Genomic DNA, 15,589 nt, shown 5'->3' on the forward strand with positions numbered 1-15,589 from the left:
AAATAAAGAAGACAAAACCGACCGTAAATTTATTCACCAGGGCATTGCCGAGCGCAACTTTGAGCGCAAATTCCAGCTGGGCGACCATGTAAAAGTGATTGGTGCTTCGCTTGAAAACGGCCTGTTACTGATTGACCTGGAGCGCGAAGTACCGGAAGCGTTAAAGCCAAGAAAAATTGAAATTGGCACCGGTAAGCTGATTGAAGGCTGATGCCTTAAGAGTAGTAACTACTCACTCCCTTTTCCTTGTATTACATTGTTGAATTCCCACCAGCCGTCCGAAAGGGCGGCTTTTTTATGCTTATGACGCCTCGTAACACCAAATCAAATCGCTCAAAGTCAGTCCGACATGCGACTTTTTCAACTGTAATACCAATTTCACTTAATACCTGGTCTATTTGAAGGAGCAAATAGGACGCTAACAGCGTTAAAAATTTCTCATTTAGAACAAATAAATAGCAAAATTTTTGCCTTGTTATTGACCCTATTTTCTCGCCTCAAAATAGATCACTTAATTAAGCAAATTGGTATAAACCCATTCCAGAATAGCACCCAAATCAATGCAGCCCAGGCCATCATCAAATAAACACCACCACTCATGTGGCTCTTTTACGGGCCAATCAGATTCATAACACTTCGAGTATAACTGCCTATAAATACGGTAAATTCATACTATAAAACCCATGCCACGGCGCATTTCTGTTGCTATTTTGATGTAGAACATAGTCAGCGTAGATACCCGGAACTTAGATTGATTTTTGCGTGGGGAGTTGTGAAGCTGACGACCACTAAGATCACGCTTGTAAGCCATTGGACGTGAAAAAAGGAGGTGCAATGCCAGATCTGAGTTTTATTCACCTGTCTGCTTTTTATGAACTCACTGCGCTGGTGGTATTAGCCGCAGCACTGGGATTTATCGGCGTGTTGCTGCGCCAGCCTATGATTGTCAGCTTTATTGCCGTAGGGGTGATAGCCGGTCCTTCGGCGTTGAATATTGTTCAATCCCATGCACACATAGAACTGCTTGCCGAACTGGGCATTGCTGTACTGCTATTTCTGGTTGGCCTTAAGCTCGACCTTAAACTCATTCGCACACTCGGGCCGGTCGCACTGGCCACCGGACTGGGACAGGTTGCGTTTACCTCTGCCATTGGCTTTGTACTCGGCAAATTGCTGGGGCTGGATACCGTTACCGCTGTGTATGTGGCCGTCGCGCTGACCTTCTCCAGTACCATTATCATAGTGAAACTGCTGTCAGATAAACGCGAAGTCGACTCCCTGCATGGACGCATAGCTGTGGGCTTTTTGATAGTTCAAGATTTAGTAGTGGTACTGGCCATGATGGTGCTCTCGGCCATGGGCATAGGGGCACAGTCGGGCGGCACGCAATCCGCCCTGGCTCAGGTTGGCAGTGTACTGCTTTATGGGTTGATCATGCTGGCATTTGTCCTGGTGTTTATTCGCTATCTGGCAACGCCACTGGTCAGTCGAATAGCACGCTCTCAGGAGCTACTCATCACCTTTGCTATCGGCTGGGCCACCTTACTGGCGGCGATAGGCAGCCAACTGGGCTTTAGTAAAGAGCTGGGCGGCCTGCTGGCAGGTATCTCTTTGGCATCTACCCCATTCAGAGAAGCCATTGTTGCCCGCTTAGCCTCATTACGCGACTTTCTGTTACTGTTTTTCTTTATCGCCCTGGGCACCCAGCTGGATCTCAGCTTACTTGGCTCACAGGTTTTCCCAGCGCTGATACTCTCTTTATTTGTGTTAATTGGCAATCCGATAATTGTGATGGTGATCATGGGGCTCATGGGCTATCGCAAACGCACCGGCTTTCTGGCGGGGTTAACCGTCGCACAGATCAGTGAATTCTCCCTGATCTTTATGGCCATGGGACTCACCATAGGTCATGTCACAGCCGACTCTTTAGGACTGGTCACGCTGGTGGGTCTAATCACTATCGCGATGTCGGTATATATGATCACCTATTCTCACGGTTTGTATAACAAGCTGGAACGCTGGTTAAGTGTGTTTGAACGCGACCAGCCATTCAGAGAAGCTGCGCTGGAAAAGCAGCCCTCGTCTGAGCAGGCTTACGATGTCATTCTGTTTGGTCTTGGCCGTTACGGTAAGGCGCTGGCTCACTACCTGCAAAAAGAAGGATTCAGTTTGCTGGCTGTGGACTTTAACCCCGACGAAGTCAGACGCTGGCGCAACGATGGCCACCTGGTGATGTATGGCGATGCCAGTGATCCGGCTTTTGTGAACGACCTGCCGCTACAGGGTGTTAAGTGGGTGGTATCAGCCATGCCACAACATGATTTGGGGGTAACACATGAAGACCCCCGTCTGGCGCTACTGGATGGGTTGAAACAACAACATTATAGCGGCGGTATTGCCATTTCAACCCAGCACCAGCATGACCAACCCCTGTTAGAAGAAAGAGGCGCAACCCTGGTACTGATGCCATTTCATGACGCCGCTGAACGGGCGGTAGAGCGGGTAAAAGCAGCGACCCCAGCCAGCACTTATACAGAGGTGAATAATGACACGATTTAACAGAATTTTATGTGTGGTAGACCCAGAAGCAACAATGGACACCGCCGTGGTACAGGCGCTCCGCCTCGCACAAGATAATCAGGCAGACATCACTTTTATTTCAGTACTGAAAGAGGTCAAACACTGGCGCACCTTCTTTACCAGTAAAGCGGAGTATGCCAGTAAGCTTACAGAGTTACTGGCCAATAAGCGGGCCGCAATCGAAGCGAAAGTTAAAGCAAAGGATAACGACCAGGATCCCAATATCATCGTTTGCACCGGGATCGGCTTTATCGAGATCATCAGGCGCGCGATCGATGATCAATGCGATCTGGTGGTAAAGTGCGCCGAGGATGCAGACTGGATGGATCGCATGCTTGGCAGTGAAGACATGCACTTATTGCGCAAATGCCCCTGTCCCGTATTGATGCTTAAACCCGGCCAGCTCGATGCCTTTGGTAAAATTCTGGCCACGGTCGACGTGAACGACAGCTTCAGAGAGCTGGATGATGAACAAGTGCAGGACAAACTCAATCAGGCCGTGATGGAATACAGCGTGTCGTTAAGCCTGCCTGAGCTGTCTGAGCTGCATGTGGGCAGCGCCTGGGATGCTTACGCCGAAGACTGGCTGCGTTACGGCACTTTTGCCCATCAGTCGGACGAACAGGTGGATGACTATGTAGAGCAGGGGCGCAGAGACTGTGCCACTAAGCTGGCCCGGCTAGTGACAAAAATGGACGCACGGTTCGACAAGTCTGCCGTTCAGTACCTGCAACCCAAACTGCATCAGGTCAAAGGCAAAGCCAGCAAAGAGATCCCCCTGCTGGCACAAAAACACCAGATTGACTTAATCGTGATGGGCACAGTCGGCCGTGTCGGCATTCCGGGTTTGATCATAGGCAACACCGCCGAATCTATACTGGAACAAACCCAGTGCTCCATACTGGCCATAAAGCCCAAAGGCTTTCAGACGCCAATCAAGTAACCGGGTTAACTCTGTGGTCCACCGGCTGAAGAGTCGTGGGCCATTTTTCTGGCTTTTCTCACTTCGCCGACGCCAACACTGCTATCGGGCTTTTATCCTCGTACAGTAAAACTGTACTCAATGGGTAAAATCTATCCCATTGTCAGACATCACAAAATACCGTTTAATAAAGGTATAAAACCCCACACAAGAATCTTCCGGGGTTAAGCAGTTTAAAAGGAATATTGATGTCAGAACACAACCCCGAACTATCCCCAGAGATTGAAGCACTGATTAAAGAAGCCTTGAATGGTGATGTTGAAGTATACTGCAAGTTAAGCCAAAAGTATTATTATGGTAAAAATGTAGAGCAAAACTACCATCAAGCAGCTTTTTGGCTAAGGAAGGCTGCTGAGCAAAAACATTTAGCGGCTCAATGTAACTTAGGCGTGATGTATCATCTTGGCCAAGGAGTTGAGCAAAGCGATAAAAAAGCCGTTCAATACTTCCAGTTGGCAGCTAAGAGAGGACACGCAAGTGCTCAGTACTACTTAGGCTGTATGTATGACCTAGGGAAAGGAGTAGAACTAAATTACGAAAAGGCCTTTGAATATTATAAACTTGCGTCGGAGCAAGGAGATGAAAGAGCCCAGTGCAATTTGGGCACTATGTATGAAACAGGCAGAGGCACTGAAATAGATTTAGAAAAAGCAGTTTCACTCTACAAATCCGCGTCAGATAAAAGTCACGCATATGCTCAATGTAATTTGGGTATTATGTACGAATTTGGAAAAGGGGTAAAACAAGATTACAACCGAGCGATCCACTTCTATGAACTTTCAGCGAAGCAAGGGGAAACCCGCCCATTGCTCAATCTTGCAGGTTTTTATTTCGACGGGAGAGTTTTTAACCAAAGTTATTTTGAGGCTAAAAAACTATGCGAAAAAATATTTAAAGATCCCGAACTAAGCTTCAAAGCATACGAATTATTTGACAAAACAGAACGTTTCGAGCAATCAGAATCGATTAGCGTATTACGAGAAAAGATACTCTCTCATCTGAAAATCAACGAAAGCCTCTCAATGACCCACTACACTTCATTCGATGTGGGCCAAGCTATTCTACTAGAGCAAAGCCCTTTCAGGCTGGGTCATATTAGTGCAGTAAATGATCCTAATGAAGGAAAATTACTTTGGCATGCACTAGGCTACGAGCCAATAGAAGGTAACCCCGTATTTATCGGCTGTTTTTTACCTAAGAGTGATAATCTGAATATGTGGCGCTTTTACAGTAAAAACCATTTGAATGATGATGCTTGTGGTTGTGCCATTACCTTTAATACAGAGCGATTTTTTGACTATCGTTTACTGGAGGTGCAGAGCAGCCATACAAAACAAGAAGAACGGGTGCCCTCATTTACCAATACAGGCCAGTCTCCTCAGGAAAGTGCGGCGTTTTACCGAGTACTTTATGTGCAAGATCATTTTGAATTTGAAGATGATGATGAAAACGAAGTTGGGTCACTCTTTGCTGAGCTGAAAAAAGAAATTACTAAATTTGTTGGCGAAAATCCGACACCCGAAAAACTACAAATACTTGCCTGGTTGCTCGGCCCGCTGCCTTATCTGCTAAAAGATGCAAACTACAAGGATGAGCAGGAACACAGGGTGATCGTCTCGCACCTGGACTATGGTGCAAAAGAGATCCAAAGTGCAGCTCCTGACTTTGCAAATGGCACTGCCCCACGTTTATATCTGGAGCTACACAGAGACGATCATCTGGCCCCGATTGAGTATGTCACGCTTGGTCCTAAAGCGCCTAACAAAGAGATGATGGCACCGTACTGGCGCCACCAATTAGCCAGCAGCTTTCTGCAAAACTGGATATTCGCCCCTCGCGCTGCGCTTATAAGTAGTACAAGATCTTCTAGGTGGTTGCTGTCGGACGTTTTGCCGTTTCCACCACCAACAGGCCACTGTCGACGGCAGCCGGCAGCCACATGGCCAGTCGCGCTCTGAGTACTGCTGGCTCCACCCCCTGGCGACGGGCGCTGTGTGCCAGCGCCTGTTCAAACGAGGTCGTCTGATTGCTGTGACTTAACAGATCTGCCTGCCAGTGAGTCAAAGGTTGGGCGATCAGCTGGCCATTTTGCTTGGTCAGGGCAATATAACGGGTTTCTCTGGCTGGCATGGCAGGCGATTCGGCGCCTTTCGTTTGACGATTTTCCAGCTGAGATAATAGGGGGAGTATATCGTACTCACTCACCAGTAAACGCACACAATCTGGCACCATAATGTTCAGTGATGCACCGCCGCCCAGTAGTTCGAACTCGTTCAATGCGAACTCAGCTGGTGGCATTTGCTCTGACCCTTTGGCAGCCAGCACTTCGGCTTTGGCACGTTCAAAACGGGCCAGCTCCACATACACCTCAAACAGCGCACTTTGGCTGGCGTTGAATTTGCCTTGCGGCCAGGAATTAGCCAAAAATCGCACAAACGCTTTACCCAAAGTATGAAAGGTCAAGGCCTGAGATGGTAAAGCCATCACGCATGCCTTAGCGAACACGTCAAAAACATCTTCGCCCATCATGGCGCACAACAAACTAAATTCGCCTTTCAGACACGCCTTCAGCCGTTTTACATGTGCTGCGGAATACGTTTGCTGTTGATGTTCTGCGGCTAAACGAGACGCTGCTTTAGCACCTTGTTTTAAAGACAGGCCAGATGTGAGCCACTTTTGTGACACATCACCATGAGAATTTGAAACATGAGACAACCAGTACTGCAACTGGCTGAGCTCCGGGGTTGAGTACGTCATTTTGCTACCGGTTTTAACTGTGTGCTAGGTCTGAGTGTTGATGCATTTCTCATACCACGAGCGTATAAAATATCACCAACATTCACTAACCCATAACTATCAAAGGCTTCTGGTCTTTGCGTCTCTTTGTCTTAGAGTTCAAACCAGTCAAACGACGGGTTATTGGCGTTTGATATCAGACACACCGATACGCCAGACGTCAAAAGTTTTGCCTGTACACAGGCGACCGTCATCCGTCAAAATAAGCTGGTGGCATAAAATGATTAGTCAGTAAGAGTGGTAATGAAAAGGCCATGGCTAAGCCTTCGACAGGCGGCAATAAAAAACCGGATCAGCGGCGTCGTTCAATCTCACATAAATCAGACGCGTGCTCGTCGCACGCTTGTTGCTGCTTTGAATGAGGCACAGAAGTATCAGCACTCAGCTTGCGCTCGGCGTCTATATCAATGCCATTTGCCAGGCAGGCCTCTTTGTAAGCCTGGCGTTCCTGTGCGTTAACCACACCGTTGGACATAGCCAGTGCCAGACCGCCAGCCAGTTCGAGTTCGTGAAACACCAGATTGCTGGCAGCACGCGGTGCCATTTTGATACTGGTAGATTCTTTATAAACGCCGCAATACTCATCAAAGGTCACCTCGGTATGCGGCACAAAAACACAACCCGACAAAAACACAGCACTGATACCTGCTAAGGTGTATTTCCCTGATAACATAGTCATTATCATCCGTATTTATCACTTTTAGGTAAGAGTATGCACTGCACTAAAATAATACAACGGGTTATGACATAAATCTGACGCAATCTTACATCTGCTGACATTTTACCGGGCAACAGAGCGTAAAGCCCCTTTACACTCTGTTACCCAAACCAGCCATATATCCTACTGAGCAAGTTGCTTATATTGACGTCGGTACGCATGCAACAGAGGTTCAGTATAACCATTCGGTTGTGCCTTACCGTCAAGCACTAACGCCAGGGCAGCCGAAAACGCCAGGTTATCCGCTATATTGTCGCCACTCATAGGTACATAATGAGGATCATGACTATTTTGCTCATCAACAATGGTCGCCATACGGACAAACGTGCGCTTAATCTGCTCTTCGGTGCAAATGCCATGATGCAGCCAGTTAGCAATGTGCTGACTGGAAATACGCAGAGTCGCTCTGTCTTCCATCAGGCCGATGTGATTGATGTCAGGGACTTTAGAACAGCCAATGCCCTGATCAATCCAACGCACCACATAACCCAGAATACCCTGCGCATTGTTGTCTAGCTCAGTCTGAATATCCTCTTCGCTTAACTGACGCTCACCCAGCAATGGCGGTGTCAGCAAGTCATCCAGGCTCGCCATCTGGCGCTGTGCAATTTGCTGTTGTAATGTGGCCACTTTCACATCGTGATAGTGCATCGCATGTAAAGTAGCAGCTGTGGGTGAGGGCACCCAGGCGGTATTCGCGCCGGATTTAGGATGAGCCAGCTTTTGCTCCATCATTAGCGCCATTTTGTCAGGCATCGGCCACATACCTTTGCCTATTTGCGCCTTACCTGCAAACCCTGATGCCAGACCTATATCTACGTTGCGATCTTCATAGGCTGCTATCCAGGGTTGGGCTTTTATTTCGCCTTTAGGCAATACCGGACCTGCGAGCATCGAAGTGTGAATTTCGTCGCCGGTTCTGTCTAAAAACCCGGTATTGATAAACACGACACGAGATTGTGCCGCATTGATGCAGGCCTGCAAATTAACCGAAGTACGGCGCTCTTCATCCATGATCCCCATTTTCAGGGTATTGGCTGGTAAACCCAATAAACTCTCAACGGCATCGAACAACTCACCGGTAAAGGCAACTTCTTCGGGGCCATGCATTTTGGGTTTAACGATATTGACACTTTGCGCACTGGAGTTTTTCAGTGCGCCTTCACCGTACAGATCATGCAGTGCCGCTGTTGCGGTGATCACCGCGTCGACAATGCCCTCAAAGACTTCTTCGCCTTGCTCATCTAAAATCGCAGGCGTGGTCATCAGGTGACCTACGTTACGCACAAACATCATCGCCCGGCCTTTGAGTGTAAGCGATCCTCCATCAGGCGTCAGATATGTTTTATCTGCGTTTAGCGAGCGCACAACGGATTGACCGCCTTTTTCAAATTCCTCTTTGAGCGTGCCCTGCATCAGGCCCAGCCAGTTGCGGTAAACCTGCACTTTATCTTCGGCGTCTACCGCGGCCACGGAATCTTCACAATCCATAATGGTAGTCAGGGCCGATTCCAGAATAATGTCTTTGATCCCAGCCTTGTCAGCCTGCCCGATCGGATCCTGAGGATCGATCAGGATCTCAAAATGCAGATCGTTATGTTTAAACAACAGTGCCGTCGGATTCTGTGGCTGTCCGTTAAATCCGACAAACTGTGCGGGGTCCGTCAACTTAACCTGACTTGAGTCATTGAGCGTGATGATCAGCTCACCCTGAACCACTGCGTAGTTGGTACTTTCAATATGAGAGCCATGCGCAAGCGGCAACATACGATCCAGTAACTGGCGGCCATAAGCCATTACTTTAAAACCGCGTACCGGGTTGTAAGCACTGGCACGCTCCGCGCCATCTTCTTCGGATAGCACGTCGGTACCGTAAAGCGCATCGTATAGAGAGCCCCAGCGGGCATTTGCCGCATTCAATGCAAAGCGCGCATTACTCACAGGCACAACCAGCTGAGGACCGGCGATACGAGCAATTTCGGGTTCAACCTGCGCAGTGGTAATGCTTTGTACTTCAACCGCTGGCACCAGATAACCTATGTCGGTCAGAAATGTCCGATATTTTTCAGCATCCCAGCCAGGGTTGGCTAAATGGTAGTCATCAATTTGCTTTTGCAATTTATCGCGCTTTTCCAACAGTGCACGGTTTTTGGGGGTGAGCGTACGAATAATATTGGCAAAGCCAGACCAGAAGTCGTCTGCGTTAATTCTGGTGCCAGGCAACAGCGCCTGATCGACAAAGTCAAACAGGCGCGTATCGATACGTAAACCGGCCTGTAAAATATGAGAGCTCATGTGAGTGATCCTTGATCGGGTTTGAACGGGTCACTTTAAAATAAGCCAAATTCGGTAAAAACAAACCCCTTTTACCATTCACAATAAATATACTGGTAATAACAACTATAAATTTAAAAAATTCCACTGGTCGGTCTAGTGTTTATTTAAACGCCAGCAAGCACTCTCACACTCGCAACCTGGCGAACATACATAAACCAGTTAGCTTAAACCCGTTCGAAGGAATTTTGTTATGAGCAGTTATACCTCTCAAATTGATCGTCTTACTACACTGTGCCAGTCTCAGGGCAATGCATGGCAGGGTATTAACCCTGAATTTGCAACCCGCATGCATTTACAAAACCGCTTTAAAACGGGTCTGGATATCGCCAAATATACCGCAAAAATCATGCGTGAAGACATGGCAGCTTATGACGCAGACAGCAGCCAATATACGCAGTCTCTGGGCTGCTGGCATGGCTTTACTGCTCAGCAGATGATGATGGCCATCAAACGTCACAATAAAACCACTAAGCGCTCCTATGTATATCTGAGTGGCTGGATGGTTGCTGCGCTTCGTTCTGAATTCGGCCCGCTGCCCGATCAGAGTATGCACGAAAAAACCGCTGTGCCGAAACTGATTGAAGAGATCTACACCTTCTTAAAACAAGCCGACGCACGTGAACTCGACCACCTCTATAAGGCACTGGATGAAGCCAAGGCACAGGGCGGTGATGTACAAGCAATCACAGCGCAAATCGATAATTTTGAAACTCATGTGGTGCCTATCATTGCAGATATCGATGCCGGTTTTGGTAACGAAGAAGCAACTTACCTGCTGGCCAAACAAATGATTGAAGCGGGTGCCTGTGCTATCCAGATTGAAAACCAGGTATCAGATGCCAAACAATGTGGCCACCAGGCAGGTAAAGTCACAGTACCGCATGAAGACTTCCTGGCGAAAATTAATGCGGTACGTTACGCCTTCCTCGAGCTGGGCGTAGAAGAGGGCATTATTGTCGCCCGCACTGACTCTTTAGGTGCCAGCCTGACTCAGAAAATTCCGGTCTCGAAAACACCTGGCGATCTGGCTAGCCAGTACAATGCATTCCTGGATACCAAAGTGATCTCAAGCGCAGCCGAACTGGAAGAAGGAGACATGGTAATTAAACAGGAAGGTGAACTGCGCAAGCCGGTGCGTCTCGACAATGGCCTGTATCAATTCAAAGAAGGTACCGAAAAAGACCGCGTGGTACTCGATTGCGTTACTAGCTTACAATCAGGTGCAGATCTGTTGTGGATTGAAACCGAAAAGCCCAATGTAGAGCAAATTGCTGAGCTGGTAAACCGCGTGCGTGAGCAAGTGCCGAACGCCAAACTGGTTTATAACAATTCGCCGTCATTCAACTGGACCCTGAAATTCCGTGAACAGGTTTATGCAGAATGGCAGGCGCAGGGTAAAGACTTGTCTGGTTATCCGGATCCCAACCAAGATCCTAAAGCGTTAATGGCACCAGAGCTGGATCAGTCAGAACTGGCAGCTGAAGCGGATACAAAAGTACGTACCTTCCAGCGTGACGGGGCTGCTCAGGCCGGTATTTTCCATCACTTGATCACTTTACCTACATATCACACCGCGGCACTGAGTACCGACATTCTTGCAGAAGGCTATTTTGGCGACCTGGGTATGCTTGCATACGTCCGCGATGTTCAAAGACAAGAGATCCGCCGCGAACAGGCGTCAGTGAAGCATCAGGATCTGGCAGGCTCTAATATCGGTGATACGCATAAAGAGTACTTCAGCGGTGAGAATGCGCTGAAAGCCGGTGGCGAAGCCAACACCATGAACCAGTTTTAATTGTCATAAAGTTCCTTAATCAAGCAAGGGCCTCCGGGCCCTTTTTTAGATCAAGTTTTTACCAGCTTTGGGGCGTCACGGTTGCCTATGCTCCCAACTCCCCACATCGAGAGTCAATGCTCAGCGAGCTGACTTCTATTATTACCAGCCAGATAAATGACAGATCAACATTTTACCTGCGCGGGCAATCGAGATCAGGATTTTATCAGCAAAGCGTTATTCAGGAGTTTTCCGATAAAAAAGCGAAAAGAAGCAGGTTGTACACCCAGTTTCGGTTTAAAAAGTGGTAAAAACCACGCATTTTTAGCTGAAAAATTCGACTAGACGCAATAATAAACACGCCTCAGGCCACATTTTTACTAACTCCGGTGTCCATAAATCAAATTTTTACTAAGTCAGCATCGAGATAAAACAAAATTTTACTAACTAGACAAACAACAAATCATCTTTTTACCAACTCAGCAAACTGTAAACCCCCTTTACAACTCCATAATTGCCCCACAATTATTTCATACTCTGAATAAAGTCTTATGTGCCATTAAAAAATTATGAAAAAAATACTGCTTCAATCAGCTTTTGCGTTACTCAGTATAGTCTCTGTGAATGCTCAGGCTACTAGCTCGACAATTACCTTGCCGGAAATCAAAAAGCTTGAGCTATCGGGCAACTACGAGCAGGCACTGAGCAGTCTGACCCCATTTTACAATCACTCTGATCAACTGAAGCAATTAAATGCACGCTTTGTTGAAGCGAAAATCTATCGCAAACAGGGCAAACACCAGCAAGCCATTGATGCGCTGGGCAGGCTGTCAGGAAAGTTTCCTCTGGATATCGATAATCAGTTCCAGCTTTATAAAGAGCTGGGGATCAATTACCGACGCATGGGTAAGCTGGATGAAGCTGAAACTAACTACAAACAGGCATTGAATACAGCTAAGACCATGAATAATAGTGACTTAATAGGTCAAAGTTATTCAAACTTAGGCACCTTGTATGACTATAAGAACGAATTGGCAAAGGCCATGCAGTTCCAGCTCAAGGCCAGAGATGCACTCAAAGGCAGCCAGCTCCATGGAGTAGTCGCTAACAACTTTTATAATCTGGGTGATATGGCAATGCGCTTTAACGACCTGGAGCAGGCTGAATTCTTTTTTACCAAGGCCCTGATAGCAGATAAGAAAGCAGGTGAATTGAGCCACATCGCCGGCACAGCACTGCGACTGGCTCAGGTTACATCGAAACGAAAAAACTACTTACAGGCAGTTGAAAAAGCCACCGAAGCAATTGAACTATTGGAACAAATCCCGGCCAATGTCAGCCTGGCTCGTGCCCATCAGCTGATCAGTGGCGCTTATCTGAAGCTGGAAAAAGGCGAAAAAGCCGAAGAGCACGCAAAGTTATCAATGCACTACGCCTCACAAAGTGACAATCAGAGCCAGAATTTTCACGCACATGTGACTATGGCCAGAGCCTACTTATACCTGAACAAATCTGAACTCGCGCGTCCACACTACGAGTGGCTGACACGCTTTATGGACGAAGAAGAAGAGAATTCCTACACATCTCAACTTTACTATAACCTGAAAGCCAAGTTTGACTTTCAACAAGGCCGCCACCAGGAAGCGTATGAAGCCCTGATCCAGGCAAATACTTTTTTTGCTCAAACGATTGAAAAAGCAAACTCAGAGCAAGCACTTACCCACAAGCGCACCATAGACACGGTGATGCAGCAGCAACGTCTGGATGACTCAGAACATCACCGTAAGCTGACGGAAAGTCAGTTGCGCAATGCGCAGCTCATGCAGCGTATGTGGCTATTTGTTGCCCTGACCTGCTTATTGCTCGGTATTTTAATCAGTTATATTTTGTACAGTAAGAATAAGACCGCACGCCTGAAAGCCAACCTTTATCAGCAGAACCTCAAACAAAAAGATCAAATGCTGGCCGACATTTCTCACGAACTAAGAACCCCGTTGAGTGTACTCAAACTGCACATTGAGGCTTTGGAATATAACCTGCTTGATGACGATACCCTGGCATACAGCAAAATCAATGAGAAAATATCCCAACTTAATCACCTGATCTCAGACGTTTATCAACTTTCTCAGGCTGATAACCAGGCCATGGTCGTCAATAACCAACCTTATTGCACCCGAACGCTTGCCGACAGTTACTGTTATGACATTAAGCGGCTGGTGAAAAGCAATGGGTTGCATTTTAGTGCCGATATTTCGATCCCAACAGGTGCCAGTGTATTAATAGACAAACCCAAACTGGACAGAGTCATAGATAACCTGGCAAAAAATGCCTGCCTGTACACAGACAAGCCAGGCCAGGTGCGGGTAAAAATTCGACAAAACTGTGAAGGGTTAATCATTCAATTGGAAGACTCATCTCCTGGCGTATCAGACAATGAGAAACCACGCTTGTTCGAGCGGTTATACCGAGTAGAAAGCTCACGAAGTCGCGCAACAGGCGGGTCAGGTCTGGGACTATCTTTATGTAAAAGCCTGGTGGAATCCATGTCAGGCGAAATTGAGCTCAGAGATAGCAGACTAGGGGGCCTATCTGTGCGGGTGACATTGCGACAAGTAGCGTCTGAATTACCAGCCAAAAAGCACAGCAGCAGTCAGGTTAATGCATGATCTAATCATAAATCAGGTCGCCATGTATCTGACGACCTAATCAGTCCGCAGTGAATCTCAGCTTTGCGTTTACTTTGACAAAAGTCGCACCAGAGTAGCAACCCTGTATTTTTCTGATATTTAATGGCTTGTATGCCACTGTCAAACCTCTACACATTGCACTACTGACTTACAGCACCAGCTGGGCATGATGGCGTTGTAAGTCCCTTCGACAAGTTTTATTTCATGCTGATTCAGAAGGGTATCAGGCAGCCGTGACTCGTTCTCATACTAACTTTGCTCACAGTCTGATTGTTAAAGCAACACACCCAAGGCTTGCAGACACAGCAACCTATGCACCAGCCAGTTCAACCAAACGACAAAAACTAACATCATTGTCGCTCATGAGCTCCCTCCGTTAAAGTGTGCAGGCTGGAATCAATCATAAGGTATAGATGATTGTCATTTATTATCTGTGGGTATGACTGGCAGAATTATTTAAGTACCAAAGACACCCTATTGATAATCGTCACCAGAAAAACCATGTCCATTTCTTGCACACCACATAAACAATACAAATTAATCTTTTCTTAACTGCTCCGATCAGAGAGAACAAAAGATGGCCTCCATTTTCTTTCCACAATGATTGGTTTTAATAAGCAATATACACGGGAGGAATAGTCTATGACACAGCGTACTATGAAACACAATGAATGGGTAAAAATTGTTGAATCCAGACATCGTCAAAAAAAGCAAAACACGACAGTAAAAACCACATTACCAATCTGGTCTATGTTACTGGGTGGCTTTATCATTCTTTCTGCTGCATGGTCTTATTTTGTTGATAGCTCATCTGAAGAAGTTCAGATCGCGGCGATTGATTCAAGCGCCCAAAAACGTATTACGCGCTACTTTTCTAAGCAGTTCATGATGGGCAGCTGGAAATTCAATAATATTGATTTTAAAAGCGGCGAGCTAAATGTATTTATTCAGATCCCAACCAAATTGGCGATGTCTAAAAATGAAGTTAAAGAATATATCCGCAACTCATTATGTCCTGCAGCCAACAGTCGAGTGTGGCAAGATGTACAAAATAACGACATGTATATTTATTTATATACAGACATGCCTCGCAGGGGCGAGTACGCTTTGTGTAATAGCTGATCATACGTAAATAAAAAGGGGCCTGATGGCCCCTTTTTATTGTCTTAAATATCAGGTTAACGTCATTTATCTACTAAAAAATAAAACCATAACTTAACAGCTACATCGAAAACTACTCTATATCTGCGGAAGGTGCGCTCCAGACTAGAGCAAGGACCATAAGCGGAAGGGCTGGAAAGCAATAACGCTTAAGACTGGGCGCATTACACAGCTTATTAAATTACCTGATACTAAAAATGCCACCTGCTTATTTATCGATAAACGTTGATAGCCTGAACTTTCGGGTAACTCGTTCCAAAGCCCGAAAAGCAACCATTTCCGAATATCGCAATATTTCTACCGGCCATAAACGCGGCTAGCAACGTAGAATAATGTCTCTTTCCACTTTCTGTATTGGTATCTATCCAGACAATTTGTTTTTGAGCACAGCCTATGCTGTTGGCATCGTTTGCAGTTATATAAACCCTCACACCCATGGGCTCTGAGTTTATAAAGTCGACACGTGCACTTCTATCTTTTGTTACCCAGCCCGAAGAGAGCGCGCTAAAACTTGTTACGGCGAATAAAGCGCCAAAAATTGCTTTTTTCAAAAT

At 46.6% G+C, this 15,589-nt stretch carries 11 protein-coding genes; 7 read left to right on the forward strand and 4 right to left on the reverse strand.

The window, feature by feature from the left end:
• The 4 genes from IY568_RS23035 to IY568_RS23050 all read left to right on the forward strand — a co-directional run.
• Positions 1 to 211, forward strand: a 211-nt coding sequence (locus IY568_RS23035) for an Hsp20 family protein (protein WP_194868815.1), incomplete at its 5' end; no start/stop codon positions are given.
• Positions 212 to 834: 623 nt separating this feature from the next.
• Positions 835 to 2,559, forward strand: coding sequence for a cation:proton antiporter (locus tag IY568_RS23040; RefSeq protein WP_194868816.1), 1,725 nt, complete (start codon positions 835 to 837; stop codon positions 2,557 to 2,559).
• Positions 2,546 to 3,523, forward strand: a complete 978-nt coding sequence (locus tag IY568_RS23045; protein WP_194868817.1) for a universal stress protein — start codon at positions 2,546 to 2,548, stop codon at positions 3,521 to 3,523. The genes IY568_RS23040 and IY568_RS23045 overlap by 14 nt, the downstream gene beginning before the upstream one ends.
• Positions 3,524 to 3,750: 227 nt before the next feature.
• Positions 3,751 to 5,520 carry a tetratricopeptide repeat protein gene (locus IY568_RS23050; protein ID WP_194868818.1) on the forward strand — a complete coding sequence of 590 codons (1,770 nt, stop codon included), beginning with the start codon at positions 3,751 to 3,753 and terminating at the stop codon, positions 5,518 to 5,520.
• On the opposite strand, the gene IY568_RS23055 is transcribed toward IY568_RS23050, so the two are convergent.
• The 3 genes from IY568_RS23055 to IY568_RS23065 form a co-directional block, all read right to left on the reverse strand.
• Complete coding sequence (locus IY568_RS23055) at positions 5,429 to 6,319, reverse strand: putative DNA-binding domain-containing protein (RefSeq protein ID WP_194868819.1); 891 nt, start codon at positions 6,317 to 6,319, stop codon at positions 5,429 to 5,431. The genes IY568_RS23050 and IY568_RS23055 overlap by 92 nt on opposite strands.
• Before the next feature lie 331 nt (positions 6,320 to 6,650).
• Positions 6,651 to 7,037 (reverse strand): hypothetical protein, encoded by a 387-nt coding sequence (locus tag IY568_RS23060; protein WP_194868820.1) that lies wholly within the window; start codon positions 7,035 to 7,037, stop codon positions 6,651 to 6,653.
• A gap of 162 nt (positions 7,038 to 7,199) precedes the next feature.
• Positions 7,200 to 9,371, reverse strand: a complete 2,172-nt coding sequence (locus IY568_RS23065; RefSeq protein ID WP_194868821.1) for a malate synthase G — start codon at positions 9,369 to 9,371, stop codon at positions 7,200 to 7,202.
• A gap of 232 nt (positions 9,372 to 9,603) precedes the next feature.
• Between IY568_RS23065 and IY568_RS23070 the strand changes: the two genes are divergently transcribed.
• The 3 genes from IY568_RS23070 to IY568_RS23080 all read left to right on the forward strand — a co-directional run bounded on the left by IY568_RS23070 (position 9,604) and on the right by IY568_RS23080 (position 14,996).
• Entirely contained in the window at positions 9,604 to 11,208 is a 1,605-nt protein-coding gene (locus IY568_RS23070) for an isocitrate lyase (protein ID WP_194868822.1), read from the forward strand.
• Between the two features lie 548 nt (positions 11,209 to 11,756).
• Complete coding sequence (locus IY568_RS23075; protein ID WP_194868823.1) at positions 11,757 to 13,853, forward strand: tetratricopeptide repeat protein; 2,097 nt, start codon at positions 11,757 to 11,759, stop codon at positions 13,851 to 13,853.
• A gap of 663 nt (positions 13,854 to 14,516) precedes the next feature.
• Positions 14,517 to 14,996 (forward strand): hypothetical protein, encoded by a 480-nt coding sequence (locus IY568_RS23080; protein ID WP_125564653.1) that lies wholly within the window; start codon positions 14,517 to 14,519, stop codon positions 14,994 to 14,996.
• 251 nt (positions 14,997 to 15,247) lie between these two features.
• On the opposite strand, the gene IY568_RS23085 is transcribed toward IY568_RS23080, so the two are convergent.
• Positions 15,248 to 15,586 carry a hypothetical protein gene (locus tag IY568_RS23085; RefSeq protein ID WP_125564651.1) on the reverse strand — a complete coding sequence of 113 codons (339 nt, stop codon included), beginning with the start codon at positions 15,584 to 15,586 and terminating at the stop codon, positions 15,248 to 15,250.
• Between the last annotated feature and the right edge of the window lie 3 nt (positions 15,587 to 15,589).

Origin of the sequence: Pseudoalteromonas sp. PPB1 (assembly GCF_015356275.1) — a bacterium.
Classification (GTDB): domain Bacteria; phylum Pseudomonadota; class Gammaproteobacteria; order Enterobacterales; family Alteromonadaceae; genus Pseudoalteromonas; species Pseudoalteromonas rubra_D.